Annotated in this window: 18 protein-coding genes and 1 tRNA gene; 15 read left to right on the forward strand and 4 right to left on the reverse strand. The window is 31.2% G+C overall.

From position 1 onward, the window contains the following. Positions 1-89 precede the first annotated feature (89 nt). Positions 90-164 (forward strand) — tRNA-Glu (locus L1S46_RS01275). A 353-nt stretch (positions 165-517) separates the two neighbouring features. Here the strand turns inward: L1S46_RS01275 and L1S46_RS01280 are convergent. Further along, positions 518-1,690 carry a sensor domain-containing diguanylate cyclase gene (locus L1S46_RS01280; protein ID WP_238898941.1) on the reverse strand — a complete coding sequence of 391 codons (1,173 nt, stop codon included), beginning with the start codon at positions 1,688-1,690 and terminating at the stop codon, positions 518-520. Between the two features lie 481 nt (positions 1,691-2,171). Between L1S46_RS01280 and L1S46_RS01285 the strand changes: the two genes are divergently transcribed. The 4 genes from L1S46_RS01285 (at position 2,172) to L1S46_RS01300 (ending at position 7,987) form a co-directional block, all read left to right on the forward strand. Further along, the gene (locus L1S46_RS01285; RefSeq protein WP_236897623.1) at positions 2,172-2,645 is read left to right on the forward strand and encodes a PaaI family thioesterase; all 474 of its coding nucleotides are present in this window, start codon (positions 2,172-2,174) and stop codon (positions 2,643-2,645) included. 703 nt (positions 2,646-3,348) lie between these two features. After that, the gene (locus L1S46_RS01290) at positions 3,349-5,007 is read left to right on the forward strand and encodes a histidine kinase (protein WP_238898943.1); all 1,659 of its coding nucleotides are present in this window, start codon (positions 3,349-3,351) and stop codon (positions 5,005-5,007) included. An 11-nt stretch (positions 5,008-5,018) separates the two neighbouring features. After that, on the forward strand, positions 5,019-6,551 hold the full coding sequence (locus L1S46_RS01295) for a response regulator (RefSeq protein WP_077831660.1): 1,533 nt from the start codon (positions 5,019-5,021) through the stop codon (positions 6,549-6,551). A gap of 182 nt (positions 6,552-6,733) precedes the next feature. Continuing rightward, a complete protein-coding gene (locus L1S46_RS01300; protein WP_077831659.1) occupies positions 6,734-7,987 on the forward strand; it encodes an ABC transporter substrate-binding protein in 1,254 nt (417 codons plus the stop codon). A gap of 57 nt (positions 7,988-8,044) precedes the next feature. Here the strand turns inward: L1S46_RS01300 and L1S46_RS01305 are convergent, their stop codons facing one another. Further along, positions 8,045-8,245, reverse strand: coding sequence for a hypothetical protein (locus L1S46_RS01305; RefSeq protein ID WP_173707036.1), 201 nt, complete (start codon positions 8,243-8,245; stop codon positions 8,045-8,047). 261 nt (positions 8,246-8,506) lie between these two features. Here L1S46_RS01305 and L1S46_RS01310 point away from each other — a divergent pair, with 261 nt between their 5' ends. The 5 genes from L1S46_RS01310 (at position 8,507) to L1S46_RS01330 (ending at position 15,075) form a co-directional block, all read left to right on the forward strand. After that, positions 8,507-9,415, forward strand: coding sequence for a sugar ABC transporter permease (locus L1S46_RS01310; protein WP_077831014.1), 909 nt, complete (start codon positions 8,507-8,509; stop codon positions 9,413-9,415). Continuing rightward, complete coding sequence (locus tag L1S46_RS01315; RefSeq protein ID WP_077831015.1) at positions 9,415-10,260, forward strand: carbohydrate ABC transporter permease; 846 nt, start codon at positions 9,415-9,417, stop codon at positions 10,258-10,260. Before L1S46_RS01310 ends, L1S46_RS01315 begins: the two co-directional genes overlap by 1 nt. A gap of 39 nt (positions 10,261-10,299) precedes the next feature. Further along, positions 10,300-12,327: a glycoside hydrolase family 31 protein gene (locus tag L1S46_RS01320; RefSeq protein ID WP_077831016.1), complete on the forward strand. Its 2,028-nt coding sequence runs from the start codon at positions 10,300-10,302 to the stop codon at positions 12,325-12,327. A gap of 202 nt (positions 12,328-12,529) precedes the next feature. Then, positions 12,530-13,393, forward strand: a complete 864-nt coding sequence (locus L1S46_RS01325; protein ID WP_236897628.1) for an ABC transporter substrate-binding protein — start codon at positions 12,530-12,532, stop codon at positions 13,391-13,393. Positions 13,394-13,695: 302 nt separating this feature from the next. Continuing rightward, positions 13,696-15,075: an amino acid permease gene (locus L1S46_RS01330; protein ID WP_077831018.1), complete on the forward strand. Its 1,380-nt coding sequence runs from the start codon at positions 13,696-13,698 to the stop codon at positions 15,073-15,075. Positions 15,076-15,160: 85 nt separating this feature from the next. On the opposite strand, the gene L1S46_RS01335 is transcribed toward L1S46_RS01330, so the two are convergent. Next, positions 15,161-15,745, reverse strand: a complete 585-nt coding sequence (locus L1S46_RS01335) for a nitroreductase family protein (RefSeq protein ID WP_207652453.1) — start codon at positions 15,743-15,745, stop codon at positions 15,161-15,163. A gap of 363 nt (positions 15,746-16,108) precedes the next feature. Between L1S46_RS01335 and L1S46_RS01340 the strand changes: the two genes are divergently transcribed. From L1S46_RS01340 to L1S46_RS01360, 5 genes are all read left to right on the forward strand, one after another. Beyond that, the gene (locus L1S46_RS01340) at positions 16,109-16,894 is read left to right on the forward strand and encodes an electron transfer flavoprotein subunit beta/FixA family protein (RefSeq protein WP_077831019.1); all 786 of its coding nucleotides are present in this window, start codon (positions 16,109-16,111) and stop codon (positions 16,892-16,894) included. A gap of 19 nt (positions 16,895-16,913) precedes the next feature. Further along, on the forward strand, positions 16,914-17,852 hold the full coding sequence (locus tag L1S46_RS01345; RefSeq protein WP_236897638.1) for an electron transfer flavoprotein subunit alpha/FixB family protein: 939 nt from the start codon (positions 16,914-16,916) through the stop codon (positions 17,850-17,852). 300 nt (positions 17,853-18,152) lie between these two features. Beyond that, positions 18,153-19,688 carry an L-lactate permease gene (locus L1S46_RS01350; protein WP_038457654.1) on the forward strand — a complete coding sequence of 512 codons (1,536 nt, stop codon included), beginning with the start codon at positions 18,153-18,155 and terminating at the stop codon, positions 19,686-19,688. Between the two features lie 204 nt (positions 19,689-19,892). Beyond that, positions 19,893-21,320, forward strand: a complete 1,428-nt coding sequence (locus L1S46_RS01355; RefSeq protein WP_012059084.1) for an FAD-binding oxidoreductase — start codon at positions 19,893-19,895, stop codon at positions 21,318-21,320. A gap of 86 nt (positions 21,321-21,406) precedes the next feature. Beyond that, the gene (locus L1S46_RS01360) at positions 21,407-22,546 is read left to right on the forward strand and encodes an acyl-CoA dehydrogenase (protein ID WP_012059083.1); all 1,140 of its coding nucleotides are present in this window, start codon (positions 21,407-21,409) and stop codon (positions 22,544-22,546) included. Between the two features lie 705 nt (positions 22,547-23,251). On the opposite strand, the gene L1S46_RS01365 is transcribed toward L1S46_RS01360, so the two are convergent. Then, positions 23,252-23,899, reverse strand: a complete 648-nt coding sequence (locus L1S46_RS01365) for a lactate utilization protein (protein WP_023975401.1) — start codon at positions 23,897-23,899, stop codon at positions 23,252-23,254. Positions 23,900-24,052: the final 153 nt, after the last annotated feature.

Below are 24,052 nucleotides of genomic sequence, written 5' to 3' on the forward strand. Positions count from 1 at the left end.
CATGGCTCAACGGTAGAGCAGCTGACTTGTAATCAGCAGGTTGTAGGTTCGATTCCTATTGCCAGCTCCATTTAAATAAAACTTAATATGGCTCCTTGGTCAAGCGGTTAAGACACCACCCTTTCACGGTGGTAACAGGGGTTCAATTCCCCTAGGAGTCACCAAGTTGAAAAATAAGTTCTAGTTTATCTAGAGCTTATTTTTTGTTTTCTAGAAATTTATTAAGAATGGTATTGTAATTAATTATATTATAATGCAGAATGATAGCGCAGAAAGCACTTTGGAGCAACATAAAAAAGCGGCTATTAGTTGGATGGAATACTGAATGGTCAAACTATTTTGATGCCCTATTGGAATGATGGGGGCACACTATTAGTCAATATATGATTTGAAATATAATACATTTATTATATTTGGATCTTCATCAACTAATTAATATATATTTATTCGATATTTCAAACTAAAAATTAAGAAATCCTCGATAATAATTTCGATGATTTCTTAATTTTGTTTTAACTTAACATTCAATTTCAAGCTTTTTGTTGTATATGGTAAATTGATTTTTTCCATTTTCTTTAGAACTGTATAATGCTATATCTGATTTATGAATTAAGGATTCCAAAGTATCTCCATGTTTAGGGTAAAAGGAAACACCGATACTTGCAGATACAGTTATTTCAGTGTTGTTGCCAATATATGTAGCATTGAGGTTATTGCATAAAATGTTAATTTTATCTTTTATAAATGAAATAGAGTGACTTGGTTTAAATACACAAAATTCATCTCCGCCAAATCGGGAAATAATAACGTCTGTACCGTTAAAGACGTCAGAAATTTTATTTGCGGTATCCTTTAGAACTTCATCACCAACCATATGTCCTAAATTATCATTTATAGCTTTAAAATTATCTAAATCTATAAAAATAAGCATACAGTTATCATTTTTATTATCTATAATATAATTTTTAACTTTTTCATAGAATGTAGATTTATTATATACCTGTGTTAGCTGGTCATATTCAGATCTTAGCTTTAGTATAGAATGTTCTTTTACAATATGATCTATATCAGTAATTTTACCTATTACTCTGACAATCTTATTATCTCTTTGTATATAGTTTAGTTTTAGCTCACACCAAAGATAGTCCCCATTGCTCTTCATTAGTCGTATTTGTTTTATAATGGACTGTTTGTTTAAAGCTTTCATGTCATCGGTAATTTTATTAATTAATATCTTATCATCAGGATGTATTTTCAATTCATTTAAAAAACTTTTATTATAATCTTGAATATTTAATGTCCATCCAAAAGTTTCTTCAAATTTAGATGAACTTAAGATTTTTTTCTCAGTTATATCAAAATCAAAGATAATATCATTTAATTGTTCAACAACTATAAAATATCTTTCGCGTTCTAAATCTAAGTCTTTTAGATATTTTGACTGTTCTCTTGCTTTAACAACAAGACAGTAAAAGGCATCTAATAATGATATACAAATAATACCTAAAATAATGAATATGAAAGTTTTGTAATTATTATAAATATAACTAGCAAAATTTATGAAAGTGTATAAAGGAGCGTCTTCACTTATACTGTTTTTTACTGCAGCAAAAGCCTTAGTATTGAAAGTATAATTAATTAATGTTATTAAACTATATATAAAAAGTAGCTTGTTTCTTCTTATATTCAAATCATTCACCTCTTGATTATTAATTGAATATTGTTATCAATTACTCTACTAATTCATTTTATATAATATTTCTATAAAAATCAATAATAATCCAAATTATATTCAACTTGGATTTTTGTGTAAGCTAAATAATATGAAGAACATTGTATTTCAATTCTAGGGATTGGTTCTAAGTTAGGATATATTTAATTTGTTTGCTATAATATAGATAAACTAATCATAAGTCAGATTTATGCTATGAAAGATATACTAACTAGAAATAAGAATTATGCTTTTATAACCACAAGGGTCATAATATGAAATGTTTGCTTAGAAACTGGAACGAAAGCATAATCCGTATCTCGGCGAGCTATATGCATGAATCAAGGTCTTAGTGGGATATTTATAATCATATACGTAATAAAAGATTGAGTGAAAATAATATATATTTGCGTAAAACTAGTAATTGCTTTACAGGTTATTAAGAAAGATATTTTAAGCAATGCGTGAAAGTGAAGGAGGAGTTATTATGTCAAAAGAACATCTTGTTTGGTTAAAAAGTTATTTAGAGGAAAATTATAATAAATCTATACTTGAAAATTTTCTTGATCCTCAAATTGTTGAAGTCATAGAGGGAAAAGTTATATACGAAATGAAAATTATAGATAGGCATTGTAATATATATGGATACATACACGGAGGAACCTTGGCTTCAATTGCAGATGTTGTAATGGGAGTTTCTTGCACAACTCTAGGGAAACGTATAGTAACTACAGATTTAAGTATTAGCTATATAAAAAACGTAAATGCAGGAAGCACAATTATGGCAGTGGGTGAGGTTGTAAGTGATGGTGAAAATATAATGAGGTGTGCATGCAAAATATTTGATGAGCATGAGAAGCTCCTTGTGCAGGCTCAGGCTTCATATTTTGTTATTGGAAGTTTTGATGATGTAAACCCACCAAAAGTTAAATGATTATCTTTAATAAGCTAAATAAGAATGCTAGTTACGAAATTTTTGTTAAGTAGCTAGCAGTTTTGCTTTTGTTCTTCTTTTAATACCACCTTTTCTACAGTAGTATTTAATCTGATAGATTATGATAAGTCTTCATGAATTAAGCTTTCTATAACTTATATATAGCTAAAAAAATATACGTTTGAAAGAAGTAAAAAAGTTAAATTGATACCAATAAACATTCTTTAAAATTAAAAAAGGAAAAAAGTTAAGAATATAAAAAGTTACATTGTTACCTTTGTATATTCTTAACTTCTTGTGAGAAGAATTTTAAGTTGTACGGTTGCTTGATAGTAAAATAATGGAATATAATGTATGTATTAAGTTAAAATAATAAGGCACAATCAAATAAATAAAAAGCTCATTTGCAGTCTATTTTCATCAACTTTGGACTCGTTATTTATTTTCATGTGTTTAAAGAGTGGTGAAATTATAAATAATGAAATTTTTTTACAATAGTACGAATACAATTAGATATTTTTTAAATTGGAAACGTTATAGTATAAAAGCAAAATTGTTAAGCATATTTATAATTATTTCAATTATACCAATGGTTATTAGTCAAGTGTTTTTATATAAGCTGTCACAACATTACCTGGAAAAGAAGATTACAAATCTTACGGATAGAAATTTATTTTACATAAAAACTAACATAGAAACTGATATGAATTATTATAAGGATATTTTATATAGGATTGCAGCAGATAATGATTGTTTGGAATTAGAGAAAATGTTTAATGACGGAGATGAATTTGAAAAGGCAGCTTCGATCAATAAAATCAGAGATGCCTTTGGATCTTATTCGTATTCAAGAAATCAAATTAGGGCTATAACCTTTGTTGGAAACAATGGAAGAAATGTATATTATGATAAAGGTAATCAAGGGATTAATAATAGAATATGGGAAGAATACAGCAATTCTGATAAAAGTAAAATTTATTCTGAAATCTTAAATAGTAATATTCCTGTAATATTACCTACAACTTGTAATAGCTTTATTCATGGAAAATCTGAGTATATGTTTCACATAGGACTAAAAGTTAGAGATATCAGAACTAAAAATGAAATCGGGATAATTATTATGAGTTTTGATGAACAAATTCTATTTGATGTTTGCAATGTTCAGATGGATAAGGAGGATTTTGAGGAAGACAAGCTTAATATGTGCTCTGTAATAGTTGATAATGAGGGGAGAGTTATATCATTTGAAGATAAGAAGTTTATTGGAACATATGTAAAAGATTATTCTAGCAGTGAGATTAATGATACGGATAATATGGAAACACTAAATCAATTAATATATTCAATGCCAAGCTTTAAGAATAGAAATATATCAGTTAGCAGTATTCCCATAGATAGTGTTGGCTGGAAAGTAATTAATGTTGTTGATAAAGATAATTTATTTTATGAAGTTAAGTTATTAAGAAATTTAACTTTCGTATTTTTAGGATTGATACTTATAATCTTAACATTAGTTATTATAATATTCTCAAATAAATTGTATGAGTCAGTTAAAATCATTGTCAGTGGAATGAAGGAAGCTAAAAAAGGAAACTTCAATGTAAAAATAAAGCTAAGCACAGAAGATGAAATGTCATTTATAGGAGACGAATTTAATGAAATGTTATCTACAATAAATATCTTGATAAGAGATATAAAAGATCAAAGTAATTTTATTGTTGAGTTATCAAATAAAAGACGAGAAGCTGAGATAAAGGCAATTGTTGCTCAAATTAATCCTCACTTTTTGTATAATACTTTAGATTGCATAAACTGGATGGCGATTAAAAATGAAAATTATGAAGTGAGTGATACTATTGGAAACTTTGCTCAAATACTAAGATATAGCATAGGCGATATTAATAAGGAAGTGACTATTTATGATGAAGTTGAATGGTTGAAGAAATATGTATATTTGCAGCAGCTTAGATTTAATAATAGCTTCGTATTGGATTTAGATGTAGATGAAAATGTCTTAGGGGCTAGAATTCATAAGTTAATATTACAGCCCTTAATTGAAAATTCAATTATCCATGGATTTAAAGGATATGATAGTGAAAGAGTATTAAAAGTTAGCATAAATATATTTAAAAATAACTATGTAAAAATCATAGTAAAAGATAATGGATTGGGTATTGAAGATAGAAAGCTTGAAGAGATAATTAATAATATAAAATCAGGAAAAGATGAAGATGAAAATATAGGCATAAAAAATGTATATGACAGGATAAAGATTTATTATGGTGAAGATGCTAAGTTTAATATTGAAAGTGTTAAATGGCAAGGAACTACAATAACTTTGATTATTTCATTGATATTTTAAGGGGGATATTTATGAAAATTTTAATTGTAGAAGATGAGATTAATGCCAGAGAAGGACTGGGGAACTTATTAGGAAAGATTAATGAAAGCTACATCGTTTGTGGAAAAGCTTCGGATGGAGAGCAAGGGTTCCTTTTAGCTAAAGAGCATAAACCAGATCTTATTTTTACAGATATTGAAATGCCGAAAATAAATGGATTAGATATGCTCCAAAAGATTAAGGATTGTGGTCAAGATCCATATATTATTATACTTAGTGGATATTCAGACTTTAAGTATGCACAAAAAGGAATAAAACTTGGAGTGAAAGAGTACTTATTGAAACCTATAACTTATACTGCTTTAAAAAATACCATGGAGGATATTGAAAAAAAGCTTAATTTAAGTAAGGAAAAAGATGCACTTCTAGAAGAAGGTATACTTAAGGAAGAAATATTGGGACAAGTACTACTAAATAAAGGACAAAATTTAGAGCATTTTTACAAAATAATTGAAAGTAAAGTAAAGCAAAATGAAAATATATATGTTGTTAATTTGCATCTTAGAGATAAATACGAAGATAAGGTCGAACTTATAATAAAAGAGATTTATGAAGCTATGAAGAATTATAATATTGTAAATTTCTATTACTCTATCTTAAAAGAGTACAATTATTTGCCTATTTTAGTAATTACTAAAACACCTTACGTAGAATTTATAAAAATGCTAAAGCATAAGATATTATTTTCACTTAGGCAGAAGGGATTCTTAAATACTACTATTAGTATTATTAATCTAAACGAACTATCTGAAATTAAAAGTTCATTTAAAAAGCTACAAAGATTGTCTAGATGGCATATTTCATTTGGAAATAATGAAGTGATTTATGAAGAACTAATATCTAAATTAAAAATAAATCATTGTAATTATCCAAGAGAGCTTGAAAAGGAAGTGTTAAAAGCCATAAAAAACAATGATCAGAAAAAGTTGGCTGATATTAATAAAAAATTTATATCATATTTGAAAGAAAACATCTACGACCCATGCGAGATAATCGATGTTAGCAGCAAGTATATTTTTTCAATTTTAACTGTGGCTAAAAGCTGTAATAGCAATCTTTATACTGAGTTTAATAATGAAGGAGTTTTAGATTCAATTAAAAATAGTTTTACATTTGATGATTTAGAAAAGCGGCTAAATTATGTAGTTCGTAAGATGTGTGAAAGAAATGATGACGAGACTAAAGTAAATTCATTGATTGTAAGAAAAGCTATAAATTATATAAAAGAGTATTATAGTGATAAAATTTCTCTTGAGGAAATAGCAAGTGGAATGAATATAACTCCAGAATATTTAAGCAGGTTATTTACAAAGGAACTTGGAAAAAGTTTTTCAGATTATTTAAAAGAATTTAGAATTCATAAAGCAAAGGAATTATTAGGAAGTAATAAACTAAAAATTTATGAAATTGCAGAGAAGGTCGGCTATAGTGATTCCAAGTACTTTTGCAAAGTTTTTAAAGAATCAACAGGAATGTCCCCAAAGGAATATATGAAATTTTATTAAGAAATGATAAGCGATAATAAGTCCGAATGTTTGTTATTTTATAGTCTTAAATACAAAGTGTAAAATTAATATCATGATTTTACACTTTTTTCATGATAATAGAATATTAGAAGTAATTTAGAAGATGTAATATTAAGTTATAGAAAACGTTATTATTCATAAAAATTTAGGAGGTAAATAATATGAAAAAAACTAAAAAGTTACTGGCTTGTTTGACGGCTATTGCAATGTCGGCGACTATATTTATTGGATGTGGAAGCAGTGGTGGGGGCACAACTCAAACTAAAGCAGATCCGTCAGGAAAGACAACGATTACAGTGTGGCACTATTTTGATGGGCAGCAACAACAAAATGCAATGCAAAATCTTGCTGATAAATATAATAAATCTCAAGATAAGGTAGAAGTTCAAGTGGAATTTGTACCAAGAGCTGAACTTACTAAGCAGTTTACAATAGGACTTGTTGCTGACAAACTACCTGACATAGGTTTAGTTGATAATCCAGATATGGCTTCATTTTCGGCGATGGGATTATTTGCAGATATTACAGATAAGATGAATTCCTATGATGGTAAAGATCAATTTTACCAAGGTCCGATTTCATCATGTCAGTTAGATGGAAAATACTATGGAATCCCACTTGGAAGCAATGATTTAGCTTTGTTTTATAATAAGGACATGTTAAGTGCAGCAGGAGTTGAGCCGCCTACAACTTTTGATGAATTAAAGACTGCAGCTAAGAAATTGACTAAAGGAGATACCTATGGTTTAGCTATAGCTGCACCAAAGAATGAGGAAGGAACATTTCAATATCTTCCATGGCTTATTTCAACAGGAGCTAAATTTAATGAAATTGGAAGTGAGGCGGGAATAAGTTCACTTCAATATCTCACTGATCTTATAAAAAATGGATCAATGAGTAAAGAAGTTATAAACTGGACACAAAATGATTTAGAAAAACAATTTGTAACTAATAAAGCAGCCATGATTACAGATGGTCCATGGATTATAGATACAGTTAAGAAGGATGCACCAAACCTAAATTGGGGAGTTGTAAAAATTCCTAAAGATAAAGTATTTGCATCGGATTTAGGTGGAGAAAACTGGGGTATAATTAAAGGCCATCATGAAGCTGAAGCTTGGGATTTTATTAAATACACTCAGCAAAAAGATAATATGACTGAATATTGTGCTGATTTTGGTTACATTCCATCTAGAAAAGATGTTGCAGAAAGTGATGATAAAATTACTAAAGACCAAGTTATGAGCGTATTCCTAGATGAATTGCAATACGCTATGCCAAGAGGCCCACATCCAAAATGGCCTGAAATATCAGATGCAATGTCTACTGCAATGCAGGAAAGTTTTACAAATGCAAAGACACCAGAGCAAGCAGCAAAAGATGCACAGGTTAAGGTTGATGCAGTATTAAAATAAATTTATAGATACCCAACTAAGACCTAAACTTGTGCATATATCTCGCCGAAATGAGAATTATGATGTTGTTCCAGTTTCTAAGGAAATTATGATGGATGATTCTAAGATTACAAGTTGCGCCCAAGATGCTAGCCTCAAAGGCGAGCTTTGAACTAGCATACTTGGAACAACTTTCAATCTAAGAATCAGAGCCATCAAATTCCTAATGAAACATTTCACAAAAGCATAATTCTTATTTCTAGTTGGGATATATTTCATAGTGTAAATCTCACTTATAGTTGGGGTATCTATATATAGATAAGCGATTTAAGAATTAGATTTGTTAGATGAATATATGTGTAGAGGTGCTAAAACTTTAAGTTCATATCTTCACTAGAAATCATAAATATTTTTCTGGTATATCAATATATTCTAAGTGTAAGTCAAATTCTTTATATTGGAAATCTATAAAAAATCTAAAGGTGCCTAAAATTTAGTGAAGGAGACCTTTAAATTGAAACAAGGTAGGTGAAAATAATTTTGAAAAATAAATATAGCGGTGAATTTATTAAGGAAGAAAGAAAAGGGTACATATTTGTGCTCCCAGCACTAATATTTATGCTGGCTTTTGTGGGATATCCGATTATATATAATTTTATTTTAAGTCTTCATGATGTAAATGTAACGACTTTTAGTCAGCCTGTTAAACCATTTGTTGGTATAGAAAACTATATTGAAGTATTTAAAGATCCGGCAATGCCAATAAGTATTTGGAATACTTTAGTTTTCACTATTGGAAGTATATCAATTCAATTCATTATAGGACTTGGACTAGCTTTGCTTTTCAGTTTAAAATTTAAGCTTTCAGAACCTCTTAGAGGACTTATGGTAGTTAGTTATCTTGTACCGATGACAGTAACCGCATTATTGTTCAAATTTATGTATAGTACAAGCGGAGGTATAATAAACGAATTACTTATGAAATTTCATCTGATATCACAGCCAATAGGCTGGATTATAGACAGTAAAACCTCAATGTTTTCAGTTATATTAACAAACTCATGGGTTGGAATTCCATTTAATATGTTGTTATTAACAACTGGGTTAAGTAATATTCCGTATGATTTATATGAGGCAGCTAAAGTTGATGGGGCTAATGTAATTCAGAGATTCTTTAAAATAACTCTGCCATCATTAAGACCAGCGATTTTATCTGTATTAGTTCTTGGATTTATTTATACATTTAAAGTTTTTGATTTAGTATTTGTTATGACAAATGGAGGTCCAGTTAATAGTACTGAACTAATGTCAACTTTTGCATATAAACTTTCATTTACGCAATTTTCATTTAGTAAAGGTGCTACTGTCGCCAATGTATTGTTTGCTATTTTATTCTGCGTAAGTTTAGGATACCTCAAATTGATAAAGGAAGATGAGGTGATTGGGTAATGAAGAAGGTTGTTCTTAAGGATAAACAAAAAAATATAATATTATGCTGTGTATCAATTTGCGTAGCTTGTATTATGCTTTTTCCAATATATTGGATTATAGTAAGTTCATTTAAAACTAATGCCGAAATCTTTGCATCACCTCCAACTTTTATACCTAAAGATTTTACATTAAGTAGTTATACAGACCAATTTACAGGAAAGAGCAGCATAATAGTAACACTAGCTAATAGCTGTAAGGTTGCATTAGCTTCAATGATCTTAGCATGTGTATTAGCTATTCCAGCTGCATATGGTTTGGCAAGATTCAGGATGAGAGGGAAAAAGGTATTTATATTGATCTTCCTAGTAACTCAGATGCTCCCAGTAGCATTATTACTTACACCAATGTTTTTAGTTTATAAAAATTTACATCTACTAGATACTCTTTGGGCTCCAATATTATCAGATGCAACAATATCTGTTCCATTTGTAGTTCTTATTCTTAGAACTTATTTTCTTGCTTTACCAAAAGAACTTGAAGATTCAGCAAAGATTGATGGATGCAATACATTTACAGCATTTACAAAAATAATGCTTCCAATATCTTATCCAGGACTTATAATGACAGGAGCCTTTTCCTTCTTATATGCTTGGGGCGATTTAGCGTATTCACTAACATTTTTAACCAGCCCTGAAAAGAGAACTATGACAGCTAGTATATATAACTTTATGGGTAAGTATGGAATACAGTGGAATTCTATAATGGCTTATGGAGTACTTTTAGTTTTACCTGTTGTTTTAATATTCATATTCCTTCAAAAATATATAATTGGAGGATTAACAAATGGTGCTGTTAAAGGCTAAGCATGAATTTAATTATTCAAAGATTGGAGAGTTCATATTATGGAATCGAATAAGAAATTTAATTTAGATGATAGTGTTTTTGAAGCTTATGGAAATGTATTGATTCGTAAATACGATTGTGAAACGTTACGAATTGAGCCTTGGGGAAAAAATAGTTTACGTATACGTAGCACTAAGCAAGCAGAATTTATGAATAATGATTGGGCTTTATTGCCACAAGAAAGTTGCGAAATTAAGATTAAAATTGAAAATAATGAAGCAGATATAGAGAATGGAAAAATTCATGCAAGGATTGATAAGGAAGGAAAAATCACATTTTATAATGATAAAGATGATGTTCTTTTAGAAGAGTATGTAAGAAATAGGAAAAATGTTAATAGATTTTGCAGTGCTTTAGAGATAGAAGCACGTGAATTTAAGCCTATTCTTGGTGGGGATTATACTTTAACCATGAGATTTGAATCAAATCCAAAGGAAAAGTTATTTGGCATGGGACAATATCAACAGCCAAATTTAGATCTGAAAAATTGTGTACTTGAACTTGCGCATAGAAATTCCCAAGCTAGTGTTCCATTTGTATTATCAAGTTTAGGGTATGGAATGCTCTGGAATAACCCAGCCATTGGAAAAGTTACTTTCGGAAAAAATATTACAGAGTGGGTAGCGAATTCTACTAAGCAATTAGATTATTTTATAACAGCAGGTGATACGCCAGCAGAAATAGAGGAATCTTATGCAAAGGCAACTGGAACAGTGCCAATGATGCCGGATTATGCTATGGGTTTTTGGCAATGCAAATTGAGATATCAAACCCAAGAAGAGTTATTAAGCATTGCACGTGAATATAAAAAAAGAAACCTTCCAATTTCAGTTATAGTGGTTGACTTTTTTCATTGGCCAAAACAGGGAGAATGGAAATTTGATTTAGATTATTGGCCTAATCCTGATGCTATGATTAAAGAACTTAAGGAAATGGGCATTGAGTTAATGGTTTCTATTTGGCCAACAGTAGATAAGACAAGTGAAAATTATGATAAGATGCTTAAAAAAGGTTATTTAGTAAGAGTTGATAGGGGAATTAGAACAACTATGGACTTTTTGGGAGATACTGTTTTCTATGATCCAACAAATCCAGAAGCGCGTGAGTTTGTATGGAAAACTGCTAAGAAAAACTACTATGATAAAGGCATAAAAATATTTTGGCTTGATGAAGCTGAACCAGAATACTCGGTTTATGACTTCGAGAATTATAGGTATCACTTAGGTCCAAATGTACAAATAGGTAATATATATCCAGCTATGTACGCAAAAACGTTTTTTGATGGCATGAAGAAAGAAGGTCAGGAAAATATAATTAATCTTCTTAGATGTGCATGGGCAGGAAGCCAACGTTATGGAGCACTTGTATGGTCAGGGGACATTGATTCTAGTTTTGAATCTTTAAGAAATCAATTTGCAGCTGGTCTTAACATGGGAATTGCAGGTATACCATGGTGGACAACTGATATAGGAGGATTCCATGGTGGAAATCCAGATGATCCAGACTTTAGAGAATGCATAATCAGATGGTTTGAATATGGAGCATTCTGTCCTGTATTTAGGTTACATGGTGATCGTGAACCACATTCAAAGCCACTTGGAGCTAGCGGTGGTGGACTATGTGCAAGCGGTGCAGCTAATGAAGTATGGAGTTATGGAGACGAAGCATATGAAATATTTAAGAAATATATGTTTATCCGGGAAAGGATGAAACCTTATATTACTAAAATCATGGAGGAAGCACATGAAAAAGGAACTCCAGTTATAAGACCGTTATTTTATGATTTCTCAGAAGATGAGATTTGTTGGGATATTACAGATGAGTATATGTTTGGGACAGATGTTCTTGTTGCACCAGTACTTCATAAAGGACATAGGTCAAGAAAAGTATATCTGCCAAAAGGTGCAAATTGGAAAGATGTAAATTCAGGGAAGATATTTAATGGCGGACAAGTAATAGACTATAGTGCGCCATTAGAAATAATACCATTATTCCTTAAGGATGAAGCAGAAGTTTCAATTATTTAATGAGAAAGATAAGTAATAAGAGTTTATGTTAAGTAAACTCTTATTTTTGTTTAAAAATTGAATTCTATGTTTAAAATTTGCTATTTTATAACAAAATAATAATAGTACATTAAACATAGAGGTTTCATTTTATTTGATACAACTTGTAGGATATGACTCAATAGTATTTTATAAATTTAAATGACATCTAAAGGAGGGCAACATGAAGAAATTATCGAAAAAAATATTAATCTTAATTACTATTATAAATTTTTTTGTAATGATTTTTGAAGGTAGTGCTGGAAGATATGATATTAGAGCAATAGTAACTAACGTATCAGAACAAAAGGATAGATTACAGTTGATAAAAGAAAAAGGAGAGATAACTGTTGTTTCACCACAAAATGATGTTTCATATTTTTATATAGATCCAAGTACAAAAAAGTTAGAGGGAACTGAGGCTGATATAATAACCGAAATTGGAAGCAGACTTGGAATTAGTAAAATTGAAACTAGCAACTCACCATTTGTAAATTTATTAGATAAATTAAATACTGATGACAGTATGGATATCGCGTCAGGTGGAATATTTATAACTCCGGAACGTGAAAAGATAGTAGCCTTTACACAGCCAATATATAAAGCCACAGAAGCTGTTGTAGTTCCAACCTTTTCAAATATAAATTTTAAAAGCGATCTAAAAAACGCAGTAGTGGGAGTAGAAAAGGGTACAGTATATGAGAGCATGGGTGAAAGGTGGAAAAATGATAAAATAATAAAAGATATAACAATCTTTGAAAATTCAACTGAATTATTGGATGCTATATATAAAAGAAAGATAGATGCAGGGTTAGTAGACTCTGTTATAGTGAAATATTCTCTGCTAAAAAATAAAAATATACCTTTAAGAATATTAAAGGATTATACACCTGAATTAAGTGGGAATATAGCTATAGCAGTTAGAAAAAATGATAAAGCTTTATTAAATGCATTAAATGAAAAAATAAAAGAGATGAAGGCAGATGGTACTTTATATGCGATTCTTGTAGAAAATGGGCTTGATAAAAATAATATGATTTCTAATTGATTTCTAACATAAGTTTACGATAGATTTTGATAAATTTAATTTTGTGGAAAATATGTGTTTTTTTCTGTGATAAAGGCTATAATGAAAGTATTATGACAAAATAATATTTATATTTATATAAATTTGCTATAAAAAGCAAGAAATCATTGCAACTTTGTCAAAAATGTATTAGTATTTAACAGTGAAAATTAAATTTTTAGAGGAATATATTGGGGAAATAATAGCTACAAAAATTCGCATGATTATAAAATACTTATAAAAAAGCATTTATATAGATGCTTTAGTGAATATGGAGGAAAAAAATGGATAAGTCAACATCAGAAAATCAGAATTTATCGAGAGGGCTAAAAAATCGGCATGTTCAGTTACTTGCTATAGGGGGTGCAATTGGAACAGGACTATTCCTTGGTTCAGGAAGATCAATTCACTTAGCTGGTCCATCTATCTTATTTGCTTACATAATAACAGGAATAATATGCTTCTTTGTTATGCGTGCTCTCGGGGAATTATTACTATCTAATTTAAATTACCATTCATTTGTAGACTTTGTATATGATTATTTAGGGAACGGAGCGGCATTTATTACTGGATGGACATATTGGTTTTGTTGGATTTCAGTTGGAATGGCTGATTTGACTGCTGCCGGGTTATACATACAATACTGGCTTCCTAATATACCTCAATGGCTTCCAAGTCTTATTGTTCTTGTAATTTTACTAATTATGAATCTTACAGCAGTAAAATTATTTGGTGAAATGGAATTTTGGTTTGCTTTAATTAAAGTTGTTGCAATCTTAGCACTAATTGTAATTGGTATATTTATGATTATTACAGGATTTTCAACAGATGCTGGTGCATCTAGCTTTGCAAATCTTTGGAGCCACGGCGGGTTATTTCCAAATGGAATAAATGGTTTTATTCTTTCATTCCAAATGGTAGTGTTTGCTTTTGCTGGAATTGAATTAGTTGGCCTTACAGCTGGAGAAACTGAAAGACCAGAGCATGTTATTCCAAAAGCTATTAACAATATTCCAATTAGAATCATTATATTCTACATAGGGGCACTTATTGTTATCATGAGCATATATCCTTGGAATTCAATTAATCCGGATAAAAGTCCATTTGTTCAGGTGTTTGCAGCAGTAGGAATTGCAGCAGCAGCAAGTATTGTAAACTTTGTTGTATTAACATCAGCAGCATCTGCTTGTAATAGTGCTATCTTCAGTACAAGCCGTATGGTTTATTCACTTGCTAAAGAAGAAAATGCACCTGAATCAATGAAAAAGCTGACTTCTAGTCAAGTACCTTCAAATGCTACAATGTTTTCAGCAATTGTTATTTTGATTTCAGTTATTCTAAATTTTGTTATGCCTGAAGGAGTATTTGTGCTTATAACAAGTATATCAACATTTTGTTTTATCTATATTTGGGCAGTCATAGTTATTTGCCACATGAGGTATCGCAAAACTAATCCTGAACTTGCTGCAAAGAGCAAATTCAAAATGCCACTTTATCCAATAATAAACTATATAATTCTAGCATTTTTTGCTTTTATTTTAGTTGTATTGGCACTTAATAATGAAACTCGTGTTGCTTTATTTGTAACACCTGTATGGTTTATAGTCCTTGGTATTATTTACAACATACTTAAAGCAAAAAAGAAAAATGGAGAAAATGTTTAGTACGCATTTATATATAGTTCTGAAATTTTAATAGAAAGAAAAAAGCTATCTTTTACAGGATAGCTTTTTTCAGTGTAATTATTAATTATTCTATAAAAGTAGCATCTAATGGGTTTCTATCAACTAATCTATTATAACTATACTTTGGATATCCAACCATAACGGCACCTACGACTTTTTTATCTTTAGGAATATTGAATAATTTAAGCAGTGGTGAGTCTTCAATGGCTATGCAATGCTCAAAAATTCCAGCCCAGCATGATCCAAGTCCTAGGGAAGGGGCGAATAATTCAAGATAAGTTAAACAGGAAATAGCATTATTACGACCGTTTGAAAAATTCTTATCTGATGTTGCAATTATTAAATTTGGAGCACCACGGAAGACTGAATCATAGCCATCTTCTCTATAACTTTTTATAGCTTCTTCTACTAAATATCTTAAAGGTGAATTTTCTATAATTTGGACAGTTATTTCTAAAGCTTGTTCAAGTAATTGCTTATTTTGAACTACAATAAAGGATATGCCTTGACTATTACTTGCAGTAGGAGCTAATCTTGCAATATCAATTAATTTTGCTAATTTTTCCTTTGATACAGGTTCAGTTTTGTAATTTCTTATGGAACGGCGAGATCTTAAGAAATATTCTGCCTGCTTTTCGTTTAGTAAAATCTTTTAAATCAATTTGATCTTCTAAAATTTATTTATGCAAATTATCATTTAGTAATGAGATGAATGCGCAGCAATCTTAGTTTTAGCAATAAATATAGCTAATCAATAATAGTAAATTTATCATCAGCCTAAGTCAATATAACCTAAAATATATTCTTAAAAAAATTTTTATATTAGGGATTGAAATATATGGCACTGTGTGTTAGAATTTACTTGTGAATTGGTAAGACCAATTTACGATATCGTATACAGAAAATAAATTAGCGATAGTATTTATTTGATGGTGATTTTTACCACCAAGATACAGAATGGTTTTATCAAAAAACAATTTAGCAATTTAAAAGGATAAAGGAGAGGGAAAGTATGCAGATTCTGTTATGTGTAAAGCAGGTTCCAGATGATTCAATTGAAATCCATTTGGATAATGAAAAGAAAAAACCTAAATTAAATGGAGTCAGTTTGGTTGCAAATGCATTTGATACATATGCATTAGAGCTAGCGGTTCGTTTTACTGAGGCTCATGGAGGAAAAGTTAGTGTATTAACAGTTGGAGCAGATGATTCTTTAAACACATTAAAAAATTGCCTTGCTGTAGGAGCTAAAGAAGCATTTTTTGTAAAAGATGACTTATATGCAGATTTAGATGCTATGGGGACAGCTGATGTTTTGGCAGATGCTATTCATAAGATTGAAGCAGATAAAGGTGAAAAATTTGATTTGATTCTTTGTGGAAAAGAATCTACAGATGAAATTACTGGTCAAGTTGGAGCTATGCTCGCAGAAAAATTAAAGACAGGCTATGTCAGCAGCGCTATTGAAATCGATTTAAAAGATAATTCTATGGAAATTCATCAAGAAACTGAAGAAGGATATAATTTAGTTTCACTAGAATGTCCAGCTGTAGTAACAGTAAGCAAGCCAGATTATGATCCACGTTATCCTACTATAAAAAGTAAGATGGCAAGCCGTAAGGCAGTAATCCCAACTTATTCAGCAGCAGAAATTGGAGAGGCAAAACAAGCAAAAGTACGTTGCATAGAATATGTTGCACCTCCTAAGAAAGAGGCTGGTATCAAGATTCAAGAGAAGGATGCTACTTTAGCAGTAAGTGCTGTTATGGAGCAAATGAAAAAAGATAAGGCAATCTAATTAAGGAGGAAACGAAAGTATGAAAGCATTATTATTCATTGAAACAGATGGAGAAAAGGCATTAGGTGGAAGTATTGAACTTATTAACGCAGCAAAAGCATTAGATGCAGAAGGAACAGCTCTTGTAGTGGGAAATAAAGCTATTGCAGATACAATAGCAGCATTTGGAATTCCAGTTATTTTTACTGATACAGCTACAGATTGTGATACTTTGACAGAATTATTATCAGAAACTGTTAAGGAAGAAAATCCAGATATTGTTTTATTAGCTAATACAACACTTGCTAAAGATGTTGCACCACGTATTGCAGGTCGTATGAATTTGGGATGCGTAAGTGACGTAATAGGAATGAGTAAAGCTGATGATAAAGTTATATATACTAGACCAGCTTATGGCGGTACAATCTTAGAACATATTGAAGTAGAGGGAACAGCTGTAGTAACAGTTAGAAATGGAAGTTTCCCTAAGCCAGAAGCCACTTCAAATGCAGACGTTACAGGAAAGAAAATAGAAATTCCAGCTGATGCTATTAAGGCAAAAATTATTAATACAGTAAAAGAAATTTCTGAATCTGTTAATTTGGAAGAAGCTGAAGTTATTGTTTCTGGTGGACGTGGAATGGGAAGTGCAGAAAACTTCAAACTAGTTGAAGAATTAGCACGTGTACTTGGAGGCGTAGTAGGCGCAACAAGACCAGCAATTGAAGACGGTTGGATTTCTCGTGCACACCAAGTTGGACAATCAGGAAAAATCGTAGCACCAAAACTTTATATTGCATGCGGTATTTCTGGAGCAACACAGCATACATCAGGAATGACAGGTTCCAATTATATTGTGGCAATTAATAAAGATGAAGAAGCTCCAATCTTTGAAGTTGCTAACGTAGCAATTGTTGGAAATGTAAATGAAATCCTTCCAATTATGATTGAAGAAATGAAAAAAGCAAAAGCAGAATAAATACTTTTTCCAGATAAGATAAATGGTTATCCCACCAAAAAGTTGGTGGGATAACCAAAAAAATAAATCTCAATTCACAAGAAAATGAAATTATGTATAAATTTCACACTTGTATACTTGGAGAATTATTAAAAAACATAATTGAATAAGAGACGCAGCATATAAAAAACAACTAAATCCGAATATATGTAAAAATAGTATTGAATCAACAAGTGGGAAGCTATGTAATTAAGACCAAAATAGTAATAACAATTTTTAAAAGGTTATACCATTTAAAAATTGTATGAGGAGGATAAAAGAATGTTGTTTTTTAAATTCTTAATGGCGATATTACCTATCATTTGGCTTATAGTTGCACTCAGTGGATTAAAAATGCCAGGTTATAAAGCTTGCTCTATTGCACTTGTTCTTACAATGTTTTTAGCTATTTTTTTCTGGAAATTAAATGTGGTTTATACTGTGACAGGAGTATTTGAAGGAGTACTCAACGCATTGTGGCCAATCTGTTTAGTTATCGTTGCAGCTTTGTTTACGTATAATTTAATTTTACGTACAGGTGCAATGGATTTCATAAAGGAAATGTTGGCCGGAGTTTCTATGGATAAAAGGGTTTTAACATTAATTATTGGATGGGGATTCGGTAATTTCATGGAAGGAATGGCTGGGTTTGGAACAGCAGTTGCTATTCCAGCATCTATGCTTGCTGGTGTTGGATTAAATCCATTTTCAGCAGTTCTAGCATGTTTGGTTGCTAACAGTACACCAACAGCATTTGGTTCAGTAGGAATACCACTCGTGACACTTTCAGCAGTAACCGGAGTTGGATCAAACACATTGGCAGTAAATACAGTAATAATTGAAGGAATTCTTTGTTTTATAAGTCCATTTATTATGGTATGCATCGTAGGTGGAGGGATAAAGGCATTGAAGGGGGCATTTCTTGTTACATTAGTCGCTGCATTATCATTTACAGTACCTGCTTATATTACAGCAACAGCAGTTGGAGCAGAACTTCCAGATATAGTAGGATCTATCTGTTGTATGGTATGTACGGTTGTAGCAGCAAAAATCTTTAATAAAAAGCCTCAAGACGAGTATTGCATTCAAATTAACAAGAAAAAAGAAGAAACAGCTTTATCATTTGGTAAAGCAGTACAAGCATGGTGTCCATTTATCTTAATATTCGTAATGTTAATGGCTACATCAACATTATGTGCACCAGTTCATGATGCAATTGCAGTATTTAAAACTAGTACAAGCGTATATGCTGGTAAAGGTGGAAATACTCTAACTTTCAGCTGGATTAATACACCAGGTGTTATCATTCTTGTTGCAGCAGTCATTGGCGGTCTCGTTCAAGGCGCAAAAATATCAACAATACTTGATGTACTGCGTAGCACATTAAAAGCAAACTGGAAAACAATCGTTACAATTTGTGCAGTTATGTCAACAGCAAAGGTAATGGGGTATAGTGGAATGATTTCAGATATTGCAAGTCTTTTAGTTGTAGTAACTGGAGGAGCATACCCATTAATTTCTCCATTAATTGGAGCAATTGGAGGATTTGTAACTGGATCAGGTACATCAACCAGTGTTTTATTTGGAGGATTACAAGTACAAACCGCACAAAATCTTGGACTTTCTGGTGCATGGATGGCAGCAGCAAATACTCTTGGAGCAGGTATAGGAAAGATGATTTGCCCTCAAAGTATTGCAATTGGTGCAAGTGCAATTAATCAATCAGGTTCGGAAAGTAAAATTTTAAAAAGCGTATTTAAATACTTTGTGTGTTATGTAGTTATAGCTGGAATAGTATGTTTTGTTGGAACACTTTAAGGCAGTTGATATATATTACAGGTGACCGTTTAAAGTTTACCAGGAAAATTCAGTAGTTTTTAGAAAATTAAGGAACTTTATTCAAAAGCCTACATTTTATACCCTTAGGGTATAAAATGTAAACTGAATTAGTTCGGCGTAGTAATTTGCTAAAGAAAGATAAAGTGAATTTTACATCTAATATCTTAGAAAGGAATGAATATTATGGCTGAGTATAATCAATTGACAGAGGAGATAATCTCAAAATTACAGGAGGCAGCACCAGGGCATATTTTAACAGGAGCTGATATAAACGATGACTATAGTCACGATGAAATGCCTATCTACGGAAAAGTAGCTCCACAAGTTGTGTTTATGGCACATTCTACAGAAGAAGTTGCTGCAGTGGTAAAAATATGTAATGAAAATAAAATACCAGTAACTCCAAGAGGAGCAGGAACAGGACTTACAGGTGGAGCAGTTCCACTACTTGGAGGAGTTTTAATCGATATTACAAAAATGAACAAAATAATTTCTTATGATTTAGAAAACTTTGTTGTTAATGTAGAAGCTGGAGTTCTATTAAATGACCTTGCAGAGGATTGTTTAAAACAAGGATTATTATATGCTCCAGATCCAGGTGAAAAATTTGCATGCCTCGGTGGAAATGTTGCAACAAATGCTGGTGGAATGAGAGCCGTTAAATACGGTGCGACACGTGATTATGTACGTGCAATGACAGTTGTTCTTCCAACAGGAGAAATTACTAAATTTGGTGCTACAGTATCAAAAACAAGCTCAGGTTATAGCCTTTTAAATCTAATGATTGGTTCAGAAGGTACACTTGGAATTATTACAGAACTAACATTGAAAGTAATGCCAGCGCCAAAGGTAGTAGCAAGTTTAATTATTCCTTTTGAAAATTTAGATGATTGTATTTCTACTGTTCCAAAATTTAGAATGGAACACATGAATCCACAAGCGATAGAATTCATGGAAAGAGAAATTGTTTTATCTAGTGAAAGATATATTGGAAAGAGTGTATTCCCACAAGTAATTGATGGAGTTACTGCAAATGCTTATTTACTCGTTACTATAGATGCAGGTAATGAAGATGAATTAAATAATCTTATTGAGCAAGCAAGTGAAATAGTATTAGAAGCAGGAGCAATTGATGTTCTTGTAGCTGATACACCTGCAAAAATAAAGGATGCATGGGCAGCGCGTTCAAGTTTCTTAGAAGCTATTATGGCAGAAACAAAATTATTAGATGAATGTGATGTTGTAGTTCCAGTAAATAAAATCGCTCCTTATCTTGCTTTTGTAAATAAAACTGGTGAAGAGTGTGGATTAACTATTAAGAGTTTTGGACATGCAGGAGATGGAAATCTTCACATATACCAATGTAGTAACGATTTAGAAGAAGAAGAATTCAAGACAAGAGTTGACAAATTCTTTAAGATTATTTACGAAGAAGCAATCAAATGCGGTGGACTTGTTTCAGGCGAACATGGAATTGGTAGTGGAAAGATGGCTTATTTAGCTGATAGCGTTGGAGAAATAAATATGGAATTAATGAAAGGTATTAAGGAAGTATTCGATCCAAATTCTATTATGAATCCAGGTAAGGTATGTTGTCCGATAGAAAATTAAGCTCATAATTAAAAAATTTATATATATATTAACATCCCATGAAATAAAAAAGGAAAAGATGAAAAAAAGAAAGGTAGGAAATTAAAATGGATTTTAAACAAGATGAAAATCACCAACAATTACTAGAAATGTATCGTGAATTTGCAGAAAATGAGGTAAAACCAATTGCAAAAGAAATCGATGAAAGTATGCGATTTCCAGAAGAAAATGTAGCAAAAATGGCTGAAATGGGCTTGCTTGGAATTCCATTTCCTGAAGAATACGGCGGAGCTGGAATGGACACATTAAGTTATATACAATGTGTAGAAGAATTATCTAAATGTTGTGGAACAACAGGTGTTATAGTTTCAGCACATACAAGCCTTTGTGCAACACCAATTTACACATTTGGTACAGATGCTCAAAAAGAAAAATATTTAAAACCACTTGCTTCAGGTGAAAAATTAGGTGCCTTTGGATTAACTGAACCAGTAGCTGGAACTGATGCTTCAATGCAAAAGACAACAGCAGTATTAGATGGAGACAATTATATATTAAATGGAAGCAAAATCTTCATTACTAATGCAGGATATGCAGACACATATATTGTATTTGCTATGACAGATAAGAGTAAAGGAACAAAAGGTATTTCAGCATTTATCGTTGAAAAAGACTTCCCAGGATTTTCAGTTGGAAGCCATGAATTAAAGATGGGAATTCGTGCATCTTCTACATGTGAATTATTCTTTGATAACTGTATAGTTCCAAAGGAAAATCTTTTAGGAGAAGAAGGAAAAGGATTTGGTATTGCAATGGCAACTCTTGATGGAGGCCGTATTGGTATCGCTGCACAAGCTCTTGGTATTGCAGAAGGTGCAATAGAAGAAACTGTAAAATATGTTAAAGAACGTGTTCAATTTGGAAAATCTATTGCTCAATTCCAAAATACACAATTTGAACTTGCTCAAATGCGTGCAAATACAGAAGCTGCAAAACTTTTAGTATATCAAGCTGCATGTGCAAAAGATGATCATCAAAAATTCACACATTTAGCTGCTATGGCAAAATTATTTGCTGCTAGAAATGCTACAGATGTAACAAATCGTTGTTTACAATTATTTGGTGGTTATGGATACACAAGTGATTATCCAATTGAAAGAATGATGCGTGATGCTAAGATAACAGAAATCTATGAAGGAACATCAGAAGTTCAAATGATGGTGCTTTCAGGATGGATGCTTAGATAATATCATAAAAAACTAGTTAAAATGCCCTCACATTAGGCACATGAGAAAATAATAAATCAACCTGCATACTGATTTATTATTTTCAGATTGTGAATTAAACCTATTTAAATAAACTATATGAAAAAGACTAATTAAAATGCCCTCACATTAGGCACATGAGAAAATAATAAATCACCTGCATACTGATTTACTATTTTCAGATTGTGAATTAAACCTATTTAAATAAACTATATAAAGATAACAAGTTTTCTACAATTGTAGGGAACTTGTTATTTTTTATGCCTTTATATAGATAAGCTAACTGTAAACTTTCAACACTAATTTAAAATACAGACTAAAATATACATATAGTTCGAAGTACGACCACAGAATAATTGGAAAACATTATCGATTTCCGTATGCATAAAAAATTGTAACATAGTTAATAATTTCTTTAACAAAACAATTATCTATATCGTAACGAATAAATATTTTTGTAGCCACAAGGGTCATAATATGGAGAATGGAATTTAAAAATGAGCTGCTAAAGATATTTAGCTTATGGTTGTTACACTTTGACTTGTCACACCCAAGGCGGGAGCATGTTTAAGTGACCACAACCGTGAGTTCACTATCTTCAGCGATATTTTTATAGCCATTCCAAGCAAACATATTTATTGATCTCTAGAGAAATTTTAAAAGGAAACTCGACTTACATACGTTCGCTTAAAAGCCAAGGTCTTCTCCAATTAGTATAACCTTTATCTTTTTTGCGGGCCTGCTAGTTCTTGTTGTTACCATTTGCGAACAAATACAATCTGGGCTTAGACAGTCTCCACAGCTGCCATTTATATAGCATGGAGTCTTCATATCTTGAAAATGCTGCATATTTGATGGTGCAGCAATTGTTCTAGCTCTTTGAATTGCATCATCAAGAGTTTTCACAACTTTATTCATTCCAGCTACAACTATGACGCTTTTAGGTCCAAAAATCATGGCTGCTACACGATTCCCATTTCCATCGATATTAAATAGCTGACCGTCTTCGCTTATAGCATTGCTGCTCATTAAAAATGTATCACATAAAAGTGCTTTTCTCATAAGTTCTGTTCGTTCTTCAGGACTCTTTCCAGTATCTCTATCTATAACTTGATAGCATTTTTCTTTTACAAGTTCTTTTATGCCAATTTCAGTTAAGGTTTCAGAGCCACCCCAAGACACAACATGGTTTTCTGGAATCAAATCCAAAATTTGCTGAACTGCTTCGTCCTTAGTCTTGCAATAAAAAGCATCAAAATGACGCTTTTTCAAAGCCTCAATTACCTTTGTGCTTAACTTATCATAACGTTTTATTAATAAAGATTGTCTTGTCATTTTAAAGGTCCCCCTTAATTCATATATTTTATTTTATTCCTTGCGGAGAAAGTTAAATTGATATTTCTATAATATATTTATAACATAATCAACCAGTTTATATAAGAGCGCACTTTTCTGTAACATAGTATAAAAAATGATACTAAAAGATAA

Source organism: Clostridium sp. YIM B02500, from assembly GCF_022324665.1.
Taxonomy (GTDB): Bacteria; Bacillota; Clostridia; order Clostridiales; family Clostridiaceae; genus Clostridium; species Clostridium beijerinckii.

Coding starts and splice junctions, on each gene's coding strand:
- L1S46_RS01285 (WP_236897623.1), top strand. CDS start 2,172: ATGCGTGAAAGTGAAGGAGGAGTTATTATGTCAAAAGAACATCTTGTT.
- L1S46_RS01290 (WP_238898943.1), top strand. CDS start 3,349: ATGAATTATTATAAGGATATTTTATATAGGATTGCAGCAGATAATGAT.
- L1S46_RS01295 (WP_077831660.1), top strand. CDS start 5,019: ATGAAAATTTTAATTGTAGAAGATGAGATTAATGCCAGAGAAGGACTG.
- L1S46_RS01300 (WP_077831659.1), top strand. CDS start 6,734: ATGAAAAAAACTAAAAAGTTACTGGCTTGTTTGACGGCTATTGCAATG.
- L1S46_RS01305 (WP_173707036.1), bottom strand. CDS start 8,245: ATGAAATATATCCCAACTAGAAATAAGAATTATGCTTTTGTGAAATGT.
- L1S46_RS01315 (WP_077831015.1), top strand. CDS start 9,415: ATGAAGAAGGTTGTTCTTAAGGATAAACAAAAAAATATAATATTATGC.
- L1S46_RS01320 (WP_077831016.1), top strand. CDS start 10,300: ATGGAATCGAATAAGAAATTTAATTTAGATGATAGTGTTTTTGAAGCT.
- L1S46_RS01325 (WP_236897628.1), top strand. CDS start 12,530: ATGAAGAAATTATCGAAAAAAATATTAATCTTAATTACTATTATAAAT.
- L1S46_RS01330 (WP_077831018.1), top strand. CDS start 13,696: ATGGATAAGTCAACATCAGAAAATCAGAATTTATCGAGAGGGCTAAAA.
- L1S46_RS01340 (WP_077831019.1), top strand. CDS start 16,109: ATGCAGATTCTGTTATGTGTAAAGCAGGTTCCAGATGATTCAATTGAA.
- L1S46_RS01345 (WP_236897638.1), top strand. CDS start 16,914: ATGAAAGCATTATTATTCATTGAAACAGATGGAGAAAAGGCATTAGGT.
- L1S46_RS01350 (WP_038457654.1), top strand. CDS start 18,153: ATGTTGTTTTTTAAATTCTTAATGGCGATATTACCTATCATTTGGCTT.
- L1S46_RS01355 (WP_012059084.1), top strand. CDS start 19,893: ATGGCTGAGTATAATCAATTGACAGAGGAGATAATCTCAAAATTACAG.
- L1S46_RS01360 (WP_012059083.1), top strand. CDS start 21,407: ATGGATTTTAAACAAGATGAAAATCACCAACAATTACTAGAAATGTAT.
- L1S46_RS01365 (WP_023975401.1), bottom strand. CDS start 23,899: ATGACAAGACAATCTTTATTAATAAAACGTTATGATAAGTTAAGCACA.